General features: G+C 64.3%; 17 protein-coding genes. 9 read left to right on the top strand and 8 right to left on the bottom strand.

What is annotated here, in order from left to right; translation table 11 throughout:
• Positions 1-87: 87 nt before the first annotated feature.
• Entirely contained in the window at positions 88-960 is an 873-nt protein-coding gene (locus tag GA566_RS20880) for a LysR family transcriptional regulator (RefSeq protein ID WP_160473917.1), read from the bottom strand.
• Positions 961-1,055: 95 nt separating this feature from the next.
• On the opposite strand from GA566_RS20880, the gene GA566_RS20875 reads away from it, so the two are divergent.
• The gene (locus GA566_RS20875; protein ID WP_160473916.1) at positions 1,056-2,165 is read left to right on the top strand and encodes an NADH:flavin oxidoreductase/NADH oxidase; all 1,110 of its coding nucleotides are present in this window, start codon (positions 1,056-1,058) and stop codon (positions 2,163-2,165) included.
• Positions 2,166-2,192: 27 nt separating this feature from the next.
• On the opposite strand, the gene GA566_RS20870 is transcribed toward GA566_RS20875, so the two are convergent.
• Entirely contained in the window at positions 2,193-3,650 is a 1,458-nt protein-coding gene (locus GA566_RS20870) for a GntP family permease (protein ID WP_160473915.1), read from the bottom strand.
• A 247-nt stretch (positions 3,651-3,897) separates the two neighbouring features.
• Between GA566_RS20870 and GA566_RS33705 the strand changes: the two genes are divergently transcribed.
• Positions 3,898-4,047 carry a type II toxin-antitoxin system Phd/YefM family antitoxin gene (locus GA566_RS33705; protein WP_370459365.1) on the top strand — a complete coding sequence of 50 codons (150 nt, stop codon included), beginning with the start codon at positions 3,898-3,900 and terminating at the stop codon, positions 4,045-4,047.
• Positions 4,048-4,089: 42 nt separating this feature from the next.
• Here the strand turns inward: GA566_RS33705 and GA566_RS20860 are convergent, their stop codons facing one another.
• Positions 4,090-4,743, bottom strand: coding sequence for a dihydrofolate reductase family protein (locus GA566_RS20860; protein ID WP_160473914.1), 654 nt, complete (start codon positions 4,741-4,743; stop codon positions 4,090-4,092).
• Positions 4,744-5,112: 369 nt separating this feature from the next.
• Between GA566_RS20860 and GA566_RS20855 the strand changes: the two genes are divergently transcribed.
• The 5 genes from GA566_RS20855 to pcaD are packed head-to-tail and all read left to right on the top strand — an operon-like array spanning position 5,113 to position 8,984.
• Entirely contained in the window at positions 5,113-6,453 is a 1,341-nt protein-coding gene (locus GA566_RS20855) for a short-chain fatty acid transporter (protein ID WP_160473913.1), read from the top strand.
• 43 nt (positions 6,454-6,496) lie between these two features.
• Positions 6,497-6,793 (top strand): YciI family protein, encoded by a 297-nt coding sequence (locus tag GA566_RS20850; protein WP_160473912.1) that lies wholly within the window; start codon positions 6,497-6,499, stop codon positions 6,791-6,793.
• Between the two features lie 14 nt (positions 6,794-6,807).
• The gene (locus GA566_RS20845; protein ID WP_160473911.1) at positions 6,808-7,866 is read left to right on the top strand and encodes a cyclase family protein; all 1,059 of its coding nucleotides are present in this window, start codon (positions 6,808-6,810) and stop codon (positions 7,864-7,866) included.
• Positions 7,867-7,906: 40 nt separating this feature from the next.
• Positions 7,907-8,191 (top strand): muconolactone Delta-isomerase, encoded by a 285-nt coding sequence (gene catC, locus GA566_RS20840; RefSeq protein ID WP_137927442.1) that lies wholly within the window; start codon positions 7,907-7,909, stop codon positions 8,189-8,191.
• A gap of 13 nt (positions 8,192-8,204) precedes the next feature.
• Complete coding sequence (gene pcaD / locus GA566_RS20835) at positions 8,205-8,984, top strand: 3-oxoadipate enol-lactonase (RefSeq protein WP_160473910.1); 780 nt, start codon at positions 8,205-8,207, stop codon at positions 8,982-8,984.
• 174 nt (positions 8,985-9,158) lie between these two features.
• On the opposite strand, the gene GA566_RS20830 is transcribed toward pcaD, so the two are convergent.
• Complete coding sequence (locus GA566_RS20830) at positions 9,159-9,581, bottom strand: PRC-barrel domain-containing protein (RefSeq protein ID WP_137927444.1); 423 nt, start codon at positions 9,579-9,581, stop codon at positions 9,159-9,161.
• A 205-nt stretch (positions 9,582-9,786) separates the two neighbouring features.
• Between GA566_RS20830 and GA566_RS20825 the strand changes: the two genes are divergently transcribed.
• Together GA566_RS20825 and GA566_RS20820 are read left to right on the top strand one after the other, a co-directional pair.
• Positions 9,787-10,890 (top strand): flavodoxin family protein, encoded by a 1,104-nt coding sequence (locus GA566_RS20825; protein WP_160473909.1) that lies wholly within the window; start codon positions 9,787-9,789, stop codon positions 10,888-10,890.
• Positions 10,891-10,962: 72 nt separating this feature from the next.
• Positions 10,963-11,496 carry a BON domain-containing protein gene (locus tag GA566_RS20820; protein WP_160473908.1) on the top strand — a complete coding sequence of 178 codons (534 nt, stop codon included), beginning with the start codon at positions 10,963-10,965 and terminating at the stop codon, positions 11,494-11,496.
• Between the two features lie 157 nt (positions 11,497-11,653).
• On the opposite strand, the gene GA566_RS20815 is transcribed toward GA566_RS20820, so the two are convergent.
• The 4 genes from GA566_RS20815 to GA566_RS20800 form a co-directional block, all read right to left on the bottom strand.
• Positions 11,654-12,382: a PIG-L family deacetylase gene (locus GA566_RS20815; RefSeq protein WP_137927447.1), complete on the bottom strand. Its 729-nt coding sequence runs from the start codon at positions 12,380-12,382 to the stop codon at positions 11,654-11,656.
• Between the two features lie 117 nt (positions 12,383-12,499).
• Positions 12,500-13,210: a glycosyltransferase family 2 protein gene (locus tag GA566_RS20810; RefSeq protein ID WP_160473907.1), complete on the bottom strand. Its 711-nt coding sequence runs from the start codon at positions 13,208-13,210 to the stop codon at positions 12,500-12,502.
• Entirely contained in the window at positions 13,207-13,800 is a 594-nt protein-coding gene (locus tag GA566_RS20805) for a class I SAM-dependent methyltransferase (protein WP_160473906.1), read from the bottom strand. Before GA566_RS20805 ends, GA566_RS20810 begins: the two co-directional genes overlap by 4 nt.
• On the bottom strand, positions 13,797-14,819 hold the full coding sequence (locus GA566_RS20800; RefSeq protein WP_160473905.1) for an acyl-CoA dehydrogenase: 1,023 nt from the start codon (positions 14,817-14,819) through the stop codon (positions 13,797-13,799). Before GA566_RS20800 ends, GA566_RS20805 begins: the two co-directional genes overlap by 4 nt.
• Positions 14,820-14,956 lie beyond the last annotated feature (137 nt).

Genomic DNA, 14,956 nt, shown 5'->3' with positions numbered 1-14,956 from the left:
GGCGAATCTTGGGCGGACTGGTGGAGGTTGGAGCGGAAGGCTACCGGGGCGAGGTGCGGGTGTCTTGGCGATTCCTGCAACGCCCCCTCAAACCGCCTTCACCTGCCGCCTCAAATACTCCACCACCCGCGCCGCACGCGGTGACAGCGGCCATTCGGCGCGGTGGATCAGCCAGAGCGTGTCCACCACGGGCACTTCGCATTGCACCACTTCGATGGCTTTCTGATCCGCGAATGCCTGCCGCGCGTAGCGCGGGATGACGGTGAAGCCGAAGCCGCGCGCCACGGGTTCGAGCATCAGGCCTACCTGGTTGCTGAAACCCCGGCACGGCAGCGTCTGCACGCCGGGGTTGCCGGGGAAGTGGCGGCTCAGCAGGCGGCTGGCCATGGCCTTGCCGTCGGGATGATCCATGAAGCCCATTCGCGCCAGATCTTCCCAACTGCCTACCTTTTCGCCGGCCGGATAGACGAGTTCGAGCGGCTCCTCGCTGAACGCGGTGGCGGTCAGGCGGGAATCGTCGGGCTTGAGCATGACCAGGCCAATCTCGAAGCGGTTGTTCAGCACGGCTTCGAGCACTTCGGCATCGGGTGCGAAGCGGTGGCGGATTACCAGTCCCGGGTGTTGGCCCTGGAGGTCAAGCAGTCGGGGGTAGAGAAACAGGCCGATGCTGCCGGGCGTGATCAGGCCGACGGTGCCGACTTCGCCGTCATCGGCCAGCCGGGCGTGCAGGCGCTCGTTGGCTCGTTCCATCTCGGCACAGTACTCGAGCAATGCCTTGCCCGCAGGCGTGAGTTCCAGCGCGCGGGGGCGACGGATCAGCAGCGGACCGAGCGCATCCTCCAGATGCCGGATGTGCTGGCTGACGGCGGCCTGGGTCAATCCGAGTTCGTCCGCGGCGCCGGTAAAACTGCCGGATTGCGACAGCATGGCGAAGGACCGCAGCCATTGGGGATTCAACATAACAAAGTCTTATCGAGGGGATAACGTGAAAGCGGTTTTCATTATAGGCGCGCGCCACTATATTCGCTGCATCGCAACAGAAACCGATTTCAATCATGACTACGCCTGCACTTTTCACTCCGTTCACGCTGAAGGATGTCACGCTGCGCAACCGCATTGCCGTGCCGCCGATGTGCCAGTACAGCGCAGTCGATGGTTTCACCACGGACTGGCATCTTTCCCACTACGCTGGTCTGGCGCGTGGGGGTGCGGGGCTGGTGATCGTCGAGGCGACGGCGGTTTCCCCCGAGGGCCGCATTTCCCCGGGAGACACGGGCCTGTGGAATGACGAGCAGGCGGTGGGCATGGCGCGCATCGCGGAAGCCATCAAGGCTGGCGGTGCCGTGCCCGGCATCCAGATCGCCCATGCGGGCCGCAAGGCCAGCGCCAACCGTCCGTGGGAAGGCGACGACCATATTGCCGAGGATGATCCGCGCGGCTGGGAAACGATTTCCCCGTCGGCCGTGCCGTTCGGTGCCAACCTGAACAAGATGCCCAAGGCGATGACGCAGGCCGACATCGACCGCGTACAGGCCGATTTCGTGGCTGCGGCAATCCGCGCCCGTGATGCCGGTTTCCAATGGCTCGAACTGCATTTTGCGCACGGCTATCTGGCGCAGAGCTTCTTCTCGGTCCATGGCAATACGCGGACCGATGGCTATGGCGGCAACGCTGCCAACCGTGGCCGCTTCCTGCTGGAAACGCTGGCCGCCGTGCGCGAAGTGTGGCCCGCCAACCTGCCGCTGACGGCGCGCTTCGGCGTGATCGAGTACGACGGCCGTGACGAAGAGACGCTGGCCGAAGCCATCGAGCTGACCCGTGCGATGCGCGAGGGCGGTCTCGACATGCTCAATGTCAGCGTCGGCTTCTCTACGCCGAACGCGCAGATTCCCTGGGGGTCGGCGTTCCTGGCGCCGGTGTCCGAGCGCGTGCGTCGCGAAGCCGGCCTGCCGGTGGCATCGTCGTGGGGCATCGATGATCCCGTGGCGGCCAATCGCGTGGTCGAAGACGGTCAGATGGATCTGGTGATGGTGGGTCGCGCCATGCTGGCGAACCCGCACTGGCCGTACCAGACCGCGATGAAGCTGGGCCTGGAGCGTCCGTCGTGGGTGCTGCCTGCGCCGTACGCGCACTGGCTGGAGCGCTATCGCGTGCAGTCGGCGTAAGGTCCATCGTCCGATACGCTGGCGGAGTTAGAACGACCCCGCCAGCGTGCCGAGCGCGATAACGGCCGCCAGCGCCAGCAGCGGTCCGATGATGCCGACGACCACGATGCCGCCGTAGCTTTGGCGATGTGTAGCGCCGCAGACGGCCAGCAGCGTGACCACCGCGCCGTTGTGCGGCAGCGTGTCGAGCGTGCCGGCGCTCATCACGGCAACCCGGTGCAGCACGGCGGGATCGAGTCCGATTTCCAGCGCGCGGGTCAGGTAGGTGCCGCCGAGTGCGTCGAGCGCGATGGTGAGGCCGCCCGATGCCGAGCCCGTCAGCGCCGAGAGCACGTTGGTCGCCACGGCCAGCGAGACCAGCGGCCCGCCCTCGATCGACAGCACCCAGTCGCGCACCAGCGCGAAGCCGGGCAGGGCCGCCACCACCGAACCGAATCCCACCAGACTGGCTACGCTGAGCACGGGCAGTGCGGCAGCGTGTACGCCCGCGCCCATGGAGTCGCGCAGTGCTGGCAGCCGGCGCAGGTTCAGCAGCGCCAGACAGACGATGGCGGCGGTCAGCGCGACGATGACCGACCACACGCCGCCCACGGCCTGCAGACTTGTGGCGCCCCACTCAGGCAGCCCTAGATAGGCCGCGTCGATTCGCGGCAATACCACCAGACTCATGACAAGGTTCACGCCGATGACCACGGCCAGTGGCAGCAGCGCCACCACAATGCGGGGTGCTTCGATGCTGCGTTGGCCGTGCAACGTTTCGGCCGGATCGAATTCCCGCGCGGTACTGGCGCGTTCACGGATCAGGGGCCGCTCGGCTACCTCGTCCACATGGGCATCCGCGGTGCCCACGCCATAGCCTTCACCGGCACGCCGCGCGGCGCCCTCGCAGCGCGTGAGCCACCACATGCCGAAGGCCAGCATGATGGCGCTGGCCACAATGCCGAGCCCAGGCGCCGCAAAGGGCGTGGTGCTGAAGAACGGCATCGGGATCGCATTCTGGATGGCCGGTGTGCCCGGCAGCGCGGACATCGTAAAGGTCGACGTACCCAGCACGATGGCCGCCGGCATCAGGCGATGGGGGATATCGGCGGCGCGGAACAGCGCATGGGCCATCGGCGCGAGCACGAAGAACGCCACGAACAGGCTGACACCGCCGTAGGTCAGCAGCGCACCGGCCAGCACCACGGCCAGCATCGCGCGGCGGGGGCCAAGCGTGCGCGTCATCCAGTCGGCAATCGCGGTGACGGAACCGCTGTCATCCATCAGCTTGCCGAACAGCGCCCCCAGCAGGAACAGCGGGAAAAACTGCGCGACGAAGCCGGCCGCGCTGCCCATGAAAACCTGCGTCCAGTTGGCGAGCAGCGGCTGGCCCGCCGTGGCCGCCGCCAGAAGCGCCGCCGCCGGGGCAATCAGCAGGATGCTCCAGCCACGAAATGCCATCCAGATCATCGCCCCAAGGGCAATGACGATGCCGGGCAGGCCCATGGGTCACGTCTCCAGGAGAGTGCGGCAAAGTGCGCGCGTCAGAAGCGGCACAAACGATTCATTATTTGTGCTGCATTGCAACGTGGGCAAGTTAAAGATTTTGGGATGGCGTTATAAATTGCTGCCGTTGTACAACTGGTGGAACGAATTCTCGGGTTCTACCATGCGTACTATTCATTACTCTGATGCGTGTAACAGCCTTGAGGCTGTGATCGACCAGATGGTCGAAAATTAGGAGGCGGTTCTTATAACCCGGTGGGGGGCTCCCAATGCTGTAGTCATGTCCGAAGAGCAATACACCAGTTGGGCGGAGACCATCTATTTGCTCAACTCACCGGCCAATGCCGAGCATCTTGCGCGTTCGCTCGAACAATTGCGGAAGGGCGAAGTCGAGTGACTGGATTGCTGCGACAGGTCTCCGACCGTGGGCGTTAACTGCCTACATGGCCCCGCGCCTCAGTACCACATGCGTCGCCTTCTCCGACGCGACAGATTCCACGCATTCATAACCCAGGGACCGCAAGTCGAGGTCCTTGAACAGTGATTCCCCCCGACCGAGTAGCACTAGCGAGATGGCAATGTGCAACTCATCGATGAGTCCTTCGCGCAGGTACTGCCGAATGGTGGCCGCCCCGCCGCCGATTCTTACGTCCTTCCCCGCAGCCGCATCGCGTGCCCGGTCCAGTGCCTCGTGAATGCCGCCGGTCACGAAGTGGAACGTGGTGCCGCCCTCCATGTCGATGGAAGGTCGCGCATGGTGCGTCAGGATGAAGACCGGCACCTGATACGGGGGACGATCTCCCCACCAGCCATGCCAGTTCATGTCCGGCCACTCGCCACGGATGGGTCCGAACATGTTCCGCCCGAGAATCCAGGCGCCGACATTTCTGAAACCCCGCGCGGCGAAATCATCGTCAATGCCGGTGGTGCCACCATCCTTGCCGAACAGGGTTTGCTGGAACGTGCGGGTGGGGATCAGCCACTGGTGCAGATCGGTCCCGCAAATGCCGAGCGGATTGTCGATATCCTGGTCCGGACCTGCTCCATAGCCGTCGAGCGAAATGGTGAATCCCTCAACGCGCACGCGTGTCATCACAGCTCCTTCCAATGGGTGGCCTGGCATCGAGAGACGCCAACGCCGCGATACTACTCCTGCGGCAACCTTTCAACGGCACGCATAGTGTGCGGATACCGGACGACATTTTCGGCGTATCCCGCGCAGTTTTGTGCGTTGCAAAATCTCCCAGCCGCCCGCGCTGCGGCACGCCCTGGAAGATGACGGCCCTGTAATCTTTGCGCTGCGCCGCAACATCGAACCATTGCGCATCCCGGTCTGAATCGATCCTTTCATTGCCTTGACATTGCGTCTGACGGCGTCATACGCTGCCGGCTTACGTAGAAGACGTTCGCATATAGAACGCTGGTTCGATATGCGGTCATTTCGGATTTCAGGAGACAAGCCTTGAACAAGGTCGCCGGGTTCTTTACGGAACTGATGCGCCGGTATTTGCCGGACCCGTTTGTATTCGCCATTGGCCTCACGCTGCTCAGCATGCTGATGGCGATGCTCGTAGAGGGGCAGGGCCCCAGCGCCGTGATTCTCAATTGGGGCAAGGGGTTCTGGAACCTGCTCTCGTTCACCACGCAGATGGCCGTGATCCTGGCCATGGGCTACGTGCTGGCCACCGCGCCGCTGGTGGACCGCTTCCTCAACAGCATCGTGGCGCGCGTGGCCACGCCGCGCGGCGCGATCATCGTCGCCACGCTGGTGGGCGGTATCGGCAGCTACCTGAACTGGGGTTTCGGTCTGGTGGTGGGCGGCATCATCGCGCGCAAGCTGGCGGTCAAGGTCAAGGGCGTGCACTACCCGCTGATCATCGCTTCGGCCTATAGCGGCTTCACGATGTACGGGCTGGGCCTGTCGGCCAGCATCCCGGTGCTGATCTCCACGCCGGGGCATCCGATGGAAAAGCTGATGGGTGTCATCGCGCTGAAGGACACCATCTTCTCCGTGCCGATGCTGCTGACGAGCCTGGCCGTGATCATCACGCTGCCGCTGCTCAACGCCATGCTGCATCCGCGCGATGCCAAGGACGTGGTCGAGATCCGCGAAGAAAACATGGCGTCGGAAGGCGCTTCCGGTGGCGGTCACAGCATGGGCATCGAGAACACGCTGGCCACGCGCATGAACAACAGCCGTCTGCTGAGCCTGGTGATTGGCCTGTGCGGCATGGCCTATGCCGTGCTGTACTTTGTGCAGGGCGGTACGCTGGACCTGAACCTGATCAACTTCCTGATCCTGTTCATCGGGGTGCTGCTGCTGGGCACGCCGGCCAATTACGTGGCGCGCCTGAACGAAGGTATCAAGACGATTTCGGGCATCATCCTGCAGTATCCGTTCTACGCAGGCATCATGGCGGTCATGGCGGGCTCGGGGCTGGTGGATACCATCTCGCGCGCGTTCGTCGAAATCGCCACGCCGCAGACGCTGCCGTTCTGGGGTCTGCTGAGCAGCTTCGTGATCAACTTCTTCGCGCCTTCGGGTGGCGGCCACTGGGTGATCCAGGGTCCGTTCATGATCGATGCGGCAAAGGCCATCGGCAGCTCGGTGGCGCAGACGTCGATGTCGGTGATGCTCGGCAATGCGTGGAATGACCTGGTGCAGCCGTTCTGGATCCTGCCGGCGCTGGCGCTCTCGAAGCTCAAGCTCAAGGACGTGATGGGCTACACCGTGATCATGATGTTCTGGGTGGGCGCGATCTACATCGTGTCGCTGCTGGCCTGGGGCATCATGACGCACTGACCACACCCGCCGTACCCACCGTTGAACCGACTGGAGACATCGCATGCCGTACATGATCGAAACCTTCGACAAGCCCGACCACCAGCACGTGCGCCAGGCCAACCGGCCCGCGCACCTGGAATTCCTGGAAGAGAACAAGGCGCTGCTGCTGGCATGCGGTGCCAAGCTCAGCGATGACGGCGGCGATGGCGGCGGCGGACTCTACATCGTCGATGTGGACACGCGCGAGGCCGCGCAGGCGTTCATCGAAGCCGATCCGTTCTTCAAGGTTGGACTGTTCCGCGACGTGAACATCGTGCGCTGGCGCAAGGCTTACCTGGACGGCGTGCGCCACATCTGAAGGTAGCCCCACTCATGAAGCGATGGAAGCAACGGCCCGAAGGCGCCAACTGGGGCGACTTCGGCGATGACGACCAACTCGGCCGGCTGAACCTGATCACTGCCGAACGCGTGCGCGCGGCCGCGCAGGAAATCCGCACTGGCCGCACGTTTTGCCTGTCACTGCCGCTGGATCTGCCCGGTGGCAACGTGCTCAACCCGCGTAGGCATCCGCCGGTGCTGCGGCCCACGTTCCGCGACGATGTGGCCTACGTGAACTTTCCCCTGGCCAAGGTCGATCCGCGCGCACTGGATGTGCTGAGCGACGACCAGGTGCTGCTCTCGATGCAGTACTCGACGCAGTGGGATTCGCTCGCCCACGTCGGCGCACTGTTCGATGCGGATGGCGATGGCGTGGCGGAGCGTGTCTACTACAACGGTTTCCGTCCCAACACCGACGTGGTAGGCCCCGTGGACTATGCGGAAGCGGATCATTTCGCGGCGCATCCGTGCGGGCACGACCACAGCCATGCCGAGGCGCTCGGCATCGAGACCTTCGCCCAGCATGGTATCCAGGCGCGCGGCGTGCTGGTGGATCTGGCGCGGCACTATGGCCGGGAATGCCGCACGGTTGGTTTCGACGACCTGATGCGGGTAATCGATGCCGACGGCGTGAAGGTGGAACCGGGCGACATCCTCGTGCTGCGCACCGGGTTTGCCGAGATGCTCGTGGAGATGGCGGGCCAGCCCGACGTAGCGCTGCTGCACAACAGTTGCTGCGCGCTCGACGGACGTGACGAGCGGCTGCTGCAGTGGATCACCGATAGCGGCATCGCGGCCATCGCGGCGGACAACTACGCCGTCGAACGCTATCCCGCACGCGCAGTGCCCGCCGATAGCGGCCCGGTGGCGATGCTGCCGCTGCACCACCACTGCCTGTTCAAGCTCGGCCTGCCGCTCGGCGAACTCTGGCATTTGCATGACCTGGCGGCGTGGCTGCATGCCGAGGGTCGCCACCACTTCTTCCTGTCGGCGCCGCCGCTGCGGCTGCCCGGCGCCATGGGATCGCCCGTGACGCCGGTTGCCACGGTCTGACGCAATCGAATCGAATCCCACCATTCACAAGGAGACCGCCATGCTGTTCATGGTCGAAATGACTGTCCGTATCCCCCAATCGCTCGATCCGCAAGTGGCCGACAAGATCAAGGCCGACGAGAAGGCGTACTCGCAGCAACTGCAGCGCGATGGCAAGTGGCGCCACCTGTGGCGCGTGGCAGGGCTGTATGCCAACGTCAGCATCTTCGACGTGAAGGACGCCGATGAACTGCACACGATCCTGACCGGGCTGCCGCTGTATCCGTATATGGAAATGAAGGTCACCGCGCTGGCGCAGCACGGCTCGGCCATTGCGCAGAACTGATTGGAGACACGCCATGCCATTTGCCGAACTTGCAGACGTCAAGCTTCACTACCAGATCGATGGCGATGAAAGCCTGCCGGTGCTGGTGATGTCGAACTCGCTGGGTACCAGCTTCGAGATGTGGCAGCCGCAGATCGCCGAACTGTCGAAGCACTTCCGCGTACTGCGCTACGACACGCGGGGCCACGGCAAGTCGTCAGTGACCGAAGGGCCGTACACCATCGCGCAGCTTGGTGGCGACGTGATTGCACTCATCGACCATCTCGGTCTGAAACGCGTGAACTTCTGTGGGCTGTCGATGGGTGGCATCACGGGTATGTGGCTTGGCGTGAATCACGCTGACCGGATTGAGAAGCTGATCCTCTGCAATACCGCTGCTTACATCGGCCCGCCCGAGAACTGGACGAATCGCGCCGCTGCAGTAGAACGCGATGGCGTGGGTTCGATTGCCGCCGCCGTGGTCGACAAATGGCTCACACCGGATTTTGCGGCGGAACAGCCTGAACTGGTTGCGCAGTTGCGCGGCATGTTGAGCGCGACCGACGCAAAGGGCTATGCAGCGAACTGCCGCGCGGTGCGGGATTCGGATCTGCGTGGCGAGATTGCAAGCATCACCGCGCCGACGCTGGTGATCGCAGGTTCGGGCGACATTCCCACGCCTCCGGCGGATGGACGGTTCCTGGCCGAGACGATTCCGGGTGCGAAGTACGTGGAGTTGTACGCGGCACATTTGTCGAATCTGCAGCAGGTGGATGGGTTTAACGAGGCGGTGGTGGGGTTTTTGAAGGGCTGACCGTATCGCTGCCATGCGTTTTTTTTCTCCCCTCTCCCGCCTTGCGGGAGAGGGGCTGGGGGTGAGGGCCAGCGGTGCAATCACCGACACGTCGCAATGTCAACGTCATGCCCTCACCCCCAACCCCTCTCCCATTTCATGGGAGAGGGGAGCAGGACACGGAAGAGGGGCATCTCATAAAACCGCCCCCGTCCAATACGGGTCCCTCTCGTAGTACTTGTACACCGCAGCCCCCCACTGCGGATCGGCCATCGATGGCCAACTGTCCTTGTTGAATCCCGGCGCGTCCTTGATGCGGTCGGCGGTCAGGCCGATGCGAAAGCATTTGGCGTCGGTATCCATGACCAGCGCGCTCCACGGGATGGCGTGCAACGTGTCGCCGATACCCAGGAATCCGCCTGTCGTCAGTACGGCGTAGGCCACGCGGCCGGCCTGCACGTCGATCATGATCTCCTTGATTTCACCAACATGTTCGTCGTCGGACGAATAGACTTTCGTGCTGTCGAGGCTTGACGCGGCCATTACCTCGGGGCCGGGGCCGTCACCTATGCCGGTGCCGACGATGCCGGCGCCCTGGTCTGATGTCATCGGTTGCATGGAAGCACTCCTTGCTGATAGTGGTGGGGGAAACCGCTGTCGTGCAACCGGCATGCCCGGCTGTGCCCAGGGCTGGCAAGCAACTTGCGCGTAACGTTGCATCCATGGAAATGGCGTGTCGACGACCCGGCTCCATACCGGTTGGCGTCGGTGCTTCTACAACGCAGCGCAAGGTCGGGTGGTAATTCTTACGCCGCCTCATGACATGACACCCACGAAACCACAAGTCGCTGCGGCAGCGCACGACATCCGCAAGGGACAGGTGACCGAGAAGTGCTCGCGCGAAGTCTTTCGCAAGCGGTTCCGCGCACGCTTCGGCGATCCTGCTTTTCGCACCGAAGATGCTGCCATCGATCGGCTGGAAGAGATCGCATGGCAGGCCTACTGCGATAGCCGCAAGGCGCCGATGACGACCCGGGCAGGGGCGGGTGCTGCCGATCCTGCCTACGAGATTGCGGTGGAATGGATCGACACACGCAATGCCATCGAGCGCGCGCAGCGCGAACACGATGATGCCAAGGCACCATCGCGCGTGTTGCTGATCGTGGCGGCGTCGCGCAACGACTTCACGTGTCCTGGAGAAATGTCGAAGTCGTGGCGCATGGCCCAACTGGCGCTCACACGCATGGAGGGTCTGGGCATGCAGGTCGATACGCTCGACCTCAGCCGTCTGACCTCGGAGCCGGACTTGAACATTCACCCGTGCAAGGGGTGCGTGTCCACGGCCATGCCCCTCTGCCACTGGCCGTGCAGTTGCTATCCGAACCATTCGCTGGGACAGGTCAACGACTGGATGAACGAGATCTATCCGCGCTGGGTGGCTGCGCATGGCGTGATGATCGTGACGCCCACGTACTGGTATCAGGCTACGAGTCCGCTCAAGTTGATGATGGATCGGCTGGTCTGTGCCGATGGCGGGAATCCGGACCCCAGCAGCACGCATGGCAAGACTGTTGCGGAAGCGAAGCAACTCGAACTCGATGGATGGGACTATCCCAAGCATCTCGATGGCCGCGTATTCGGGCTCGTCGTGCATGGAGATGTGGCGGGCATCGAAGGCGTGCGCCGTTCGCTTGGTGACTGGTTGCAATGGATGGGACTGATCGAGGCCGGAGCGCCGTCGCAACTCGACCGCTATATCGGCTATTACGAACCGTATGCCACCTCGCATCGCACGCTGGATGCGGATACCCATGTGCAGCGCGAAGTCGAGAACGTGGCAGCGGCCGTGGCGCAGGCCGTCGTGCTGCGGCGCAACGGTAAGTTGCCTGAGGTAGGCGATGCGTTGAAACGGCCGCGTCCGAAGTAGGCTTTTCCTCGCGGCATGGATCTTGCGCGGGACTATCTGGGGCCCCCTGTGGCATATGGCAAGGAGCACACCATGTTTGAATTCCTGAAGAACGTTTTCGATTTTGGCGCCGACGATGGCCGTCGTGATCGAGGCGCCCAGCGGTACGACGAGAGCGACAACGACAACGATCCGCGCTATGGCGGCAATGGCTATTTCGGCAATAGCGATAGCGGCGGCCAGTCGTACAACGGCGCACAACGGCTCTATCCCGGCGATCCCGGTTATCGTGCGCATCCCACGCGACCGGTGCATTCCTCCAGCGTAGGCGGGTGGCGCGGCATGAAGGGTTACGACCGTCCGGACGACCGTGTGCTGGGCGACGTATGCGATCGGCTTGCCATGGAGTCCGACGTCGACGTGTCGGAGGTCACGGTCGAAGTGGCCGCTGGCGTGGTGAAGCTCGGTGGCACGGTGGAAGACCGCTATGAGCGGCGGACCATCGAGGAAATCGTAGAGTCGGTGTCAGGCGTGCGGGATATCGAGAACGGTATTCGCGTGCAGCAGCGCAGTGGCTCGGACGCAATGGACACGCCGTCGCCCGAACGTACGCTGAATCGGAGTTGATTGGGTTTTCCCCGTGGTTTTCTCCCCTCTCCCGCGTGCGGGAGAGGGGCGGGGGAGAGGGTCGGCGGTGCAAATTGCGATGCGTTAGGCAAGCAGAGCCTCATGCCCTCTCCCCCAACCCCTCTCCCATTTCATGGGAGAGGGGAGCAAGGAATGCTTACGTCGTCAGCGTCCAATACCGTTCCGGCGCGCCGATGTCCGCTAGCTGTTCCGCGCTGAACAATGGCAACTGGCTTTCGTAGGCTTCCACCGCGCGCATCTTGATGACGTGGTGACGCGCGAGCGGAAACGTCACTGGCGTGGCAAGCAGCCCTTGTTGCAGCCAGTGCTGCAGCCGGCGCTGCACGACGCCAGGCACGCGCCGGTGGATGGCTTCCTCATAGAAAATCCACTGGAGCGGAGGCACGGGTGCCGCATCGGCCTGGCCGTCTCCACCCGAGTGCACCGCGTGCATCGCCTGCGCCATGGCGTGCATGCGCAGGCAGGCGTTGGCCACCAGCACGTGGTCGCTGTGAAACAGGCCCATCGGCACGGCAACCGTGCCGCCACGCTGCAGCGCTGCTGTCCGCGCCAGGCCGCCGAGCAACTGATCCGGTGTGTAGGGCCGGCCATACTGGCCGTCGAGAAAATCGAGCCATTCAGGACGTGCGCCGAGCGTGGCCAGCCCCCGCGCATCCTCGCGCCGTCGATGCATGACAGCATGCAAGACGCTGTCGAAACCTGCCGCGCAATCCCACTCGGGTACTTCAAGCTTTGCATCGGGAATGCCGGCGAGCACCGTGACCACCACAGGGTCTGCCGCCGCCGCGATCAGGCCGCCGCAACTGAACACGGCGTCATCGAGGTGCGGGGAAATGACGGTCAATGGTCCGGGGATCTGGGGCATGCTGGCGCTCGGCTTGGTGGGAGAAACGGGAGGTCGGACGTGACTGCATCGCACGATGCATGCCAGACGTTCGTGCCGACCTGCCACCGACCGGCGTTGCAAATCCGGCGGCCGTTCTTACCGGTGCGGTGTAGAAGCGGCAACCACGCCTGCGTCGCCTTCTACGGGTAGCGCGGAGAGCATCGCCAGATGGTCGGCAAAGCCGCCGCGTGCACGACCCTCGCGCCGCGCACTGGTGGTCACCTGTGGCTGCGTGCTCCATGCGATCTGCGCGTTGATGGCGATCAGGCGCTGCACCAGCGCCACATCCTCGCTGCTCTCGTGCGGCGGAAAGCCCCCTGCGCGGGCGTAAGCGCGCGGGCAGATGCCGAGGTTGGCGCCATGAATATGCCGGTGATTCTCTTCACGACAGTAGCGCGCGGCGAACTGCGCGGGCACGTGTCCGGGCTGCTGGCTCCAATCGTTGACAGTGACGAGACCGCACACCGCGTCCGCCCGCAGGGCGAGCTGGGCGACCAGCCAGTCTGGTGCCACGCACGTGTCGGCATCGGTGAATGCGAGCCACCGGGCGTTCAGCGCCAGCAGGTGCTCGGCGCCGTGATGGCGAGCCACGCCGACATTGCGGGCCGCGATGGCCAGGCAAGCCACGCCCGTCGTGGCGTGGCGCTGCACTACGGCATGAGATGCGTCGGTGCAGTCGTCCAGCACAACCACTACCAGTACTGGCTCGCCAGACAGCCCCGGGTGGCCCGCCGCCGCACCCAGTGCGGTCAGGCATGCCGCGAGACAATCTTCCTCGTTATGCGCGGGTACCACGACGCCGATCATGGCGTGTCCTCCCTGAACCGTAGCGCCTGCGGATTGCGTGACCAGACTTCGAGTACAAAGTCCGGTTCCACATGCCGCACGTGGCGATGCAGGCCCGGCTGGCGTGCCACGTCGCTGTGTACCTGCCGCGTGCCGATCTGGCGCTCGGCAAAGGGGCGCAGCCAGTGGCAGGCCACGATGGTGCCGTTCGGATTTAATGCGGCGCCCGCATGGCGCGCCGTGGCCAGCCAGTCGTCGCGCTGGAAGAAGTAGCCAATCTCGCTCAGCACGATCAGGTCGAACGAACCGGGCGGCCAGTCGGCGGGCAGCGTGGCGCGGCGCACGTTCACATGCGGATGCGCAGCCATGCGCGCCTGCGTGCGGCGCACGGCGCGCTCGGCCAGGTCGACAGCCAGCAGCGCGTCGCAACGCTTGGCGAGTTCGGCGGTCAGCCGGCCCGTGGCGCAGCCGGCCTCCAGCGCGCGTCCGTAATGCTTCTCGGGCAGGACCGCCATCAGCAGGTCGCGCTTGCGGGCTTCGTACCAGAGCGTTTCGAATCCCCACGGATCGGCCTGCTCGAACATGGCGTCGAAGTTCGTGGTCGCGTTCATAGCCGATACCTGTCAAGGGTTTCGGGCTCGGTCACGGGTTCGGCCACGGCAAGCCCTAAAGCTGCGAGGTCGCGCTCGGCGTGGCTTTGGCGCAGGAAGACCGGCAGGTCTGCATAGAGCGCGGCCAAACGGCCATTGCGGCACAACGGGCCCGCGCCAAGCACGTGGCCCGCGCGGTGCAAGACCGTTTGCGCAGCGGCCTCGACCACGGTGCGCAGGCGCATGGCAGGCACGAAGGCGTTGTCGGCAGGATGCGCGTCGATCCACGCGGCGGTTTCGCGCAGCAGTGCAGCGGCGGACTCGAGCGCGCCATCGATAGCCCCGAGATGTGCTGCAGCGTGTGGGTCTTTGCGCTGGCTGACGGTACGACGAACCGCATCGGCCAGTGGCAACACCGCGCCATACCAGCATGCCGCAATGCCAGCGCCGCCGTGCCAGAAGCCTGGGCGGTCCAGGTAGGCACGATCGCCGCCGATGCAGAGGGCAGGGCAGTTCTCCAGCAACACATCGCCGCTGCAGGTTGCCGCCATGCCCACGGCGAGCCATCCATCGGTGGTGATTGTCACGCCGGGTCCGTGCAGGTCGATCACGGCGAGCCGCGATGCGCCTTCGCTGTCATGGCACGTCAACAGCGCATGCGTCACGCCGCTGGCGCCTGAGCACCACGCCTTGCGACCATTGAGCAATACCGGCTCACCGTTGCGCATGCGGGTGGACGCAGCGAGCGCACGCGTATCGGTATCAACGGAGACCTTGCAGAGAACTTTCGCATCGGGCGGTTCTGCAGCCCACACCGCCCAGCGCGTAGCCGAGGGCGGCGTGACATCGGCCACTTCCGCCAGAATGGCGAGGGCATCGGCATGGGCCTCGAAGAGCTTGATGCCTACGGCGCCGAACTCCGTGCCAATGGTTGCCAGTAACTGCCAGCGGGCGAGTGTGTCGCCTTTGCCGGGGAGCGGGATGCCGCTCGCATCGACGCATTGGTCGATGATGGTGTCGAGGGTTTCGCGCGGATTCATGGGGGCATCCGGGTCCAGGAAGCGTGTTGCGGATATGCCCCACGTCCGCAAGTTCCCTGCCAGCAACGTGCGCGGCGCGATTGCCGCGTCCCGCAAGGCTTGGCGGCGTATGTGGCGGATGTCATGTAGCCGCAATG

Source organism: Cupriavidus sp. SW-Y-13 (assembly GCF_009793345.1).
In the GTDB taxonomy this organism is placed as follows: domain Bacteria; phylum Pseudomonadota; class Gammaproteobacteria; order Burkholderiales; family Burkholderiaceae; genus Cupriavidus.
Note: the sequence above shows the minus strand (reverse complement) of the source record. Positions and strands in the feature narration are given on the sequence as shown.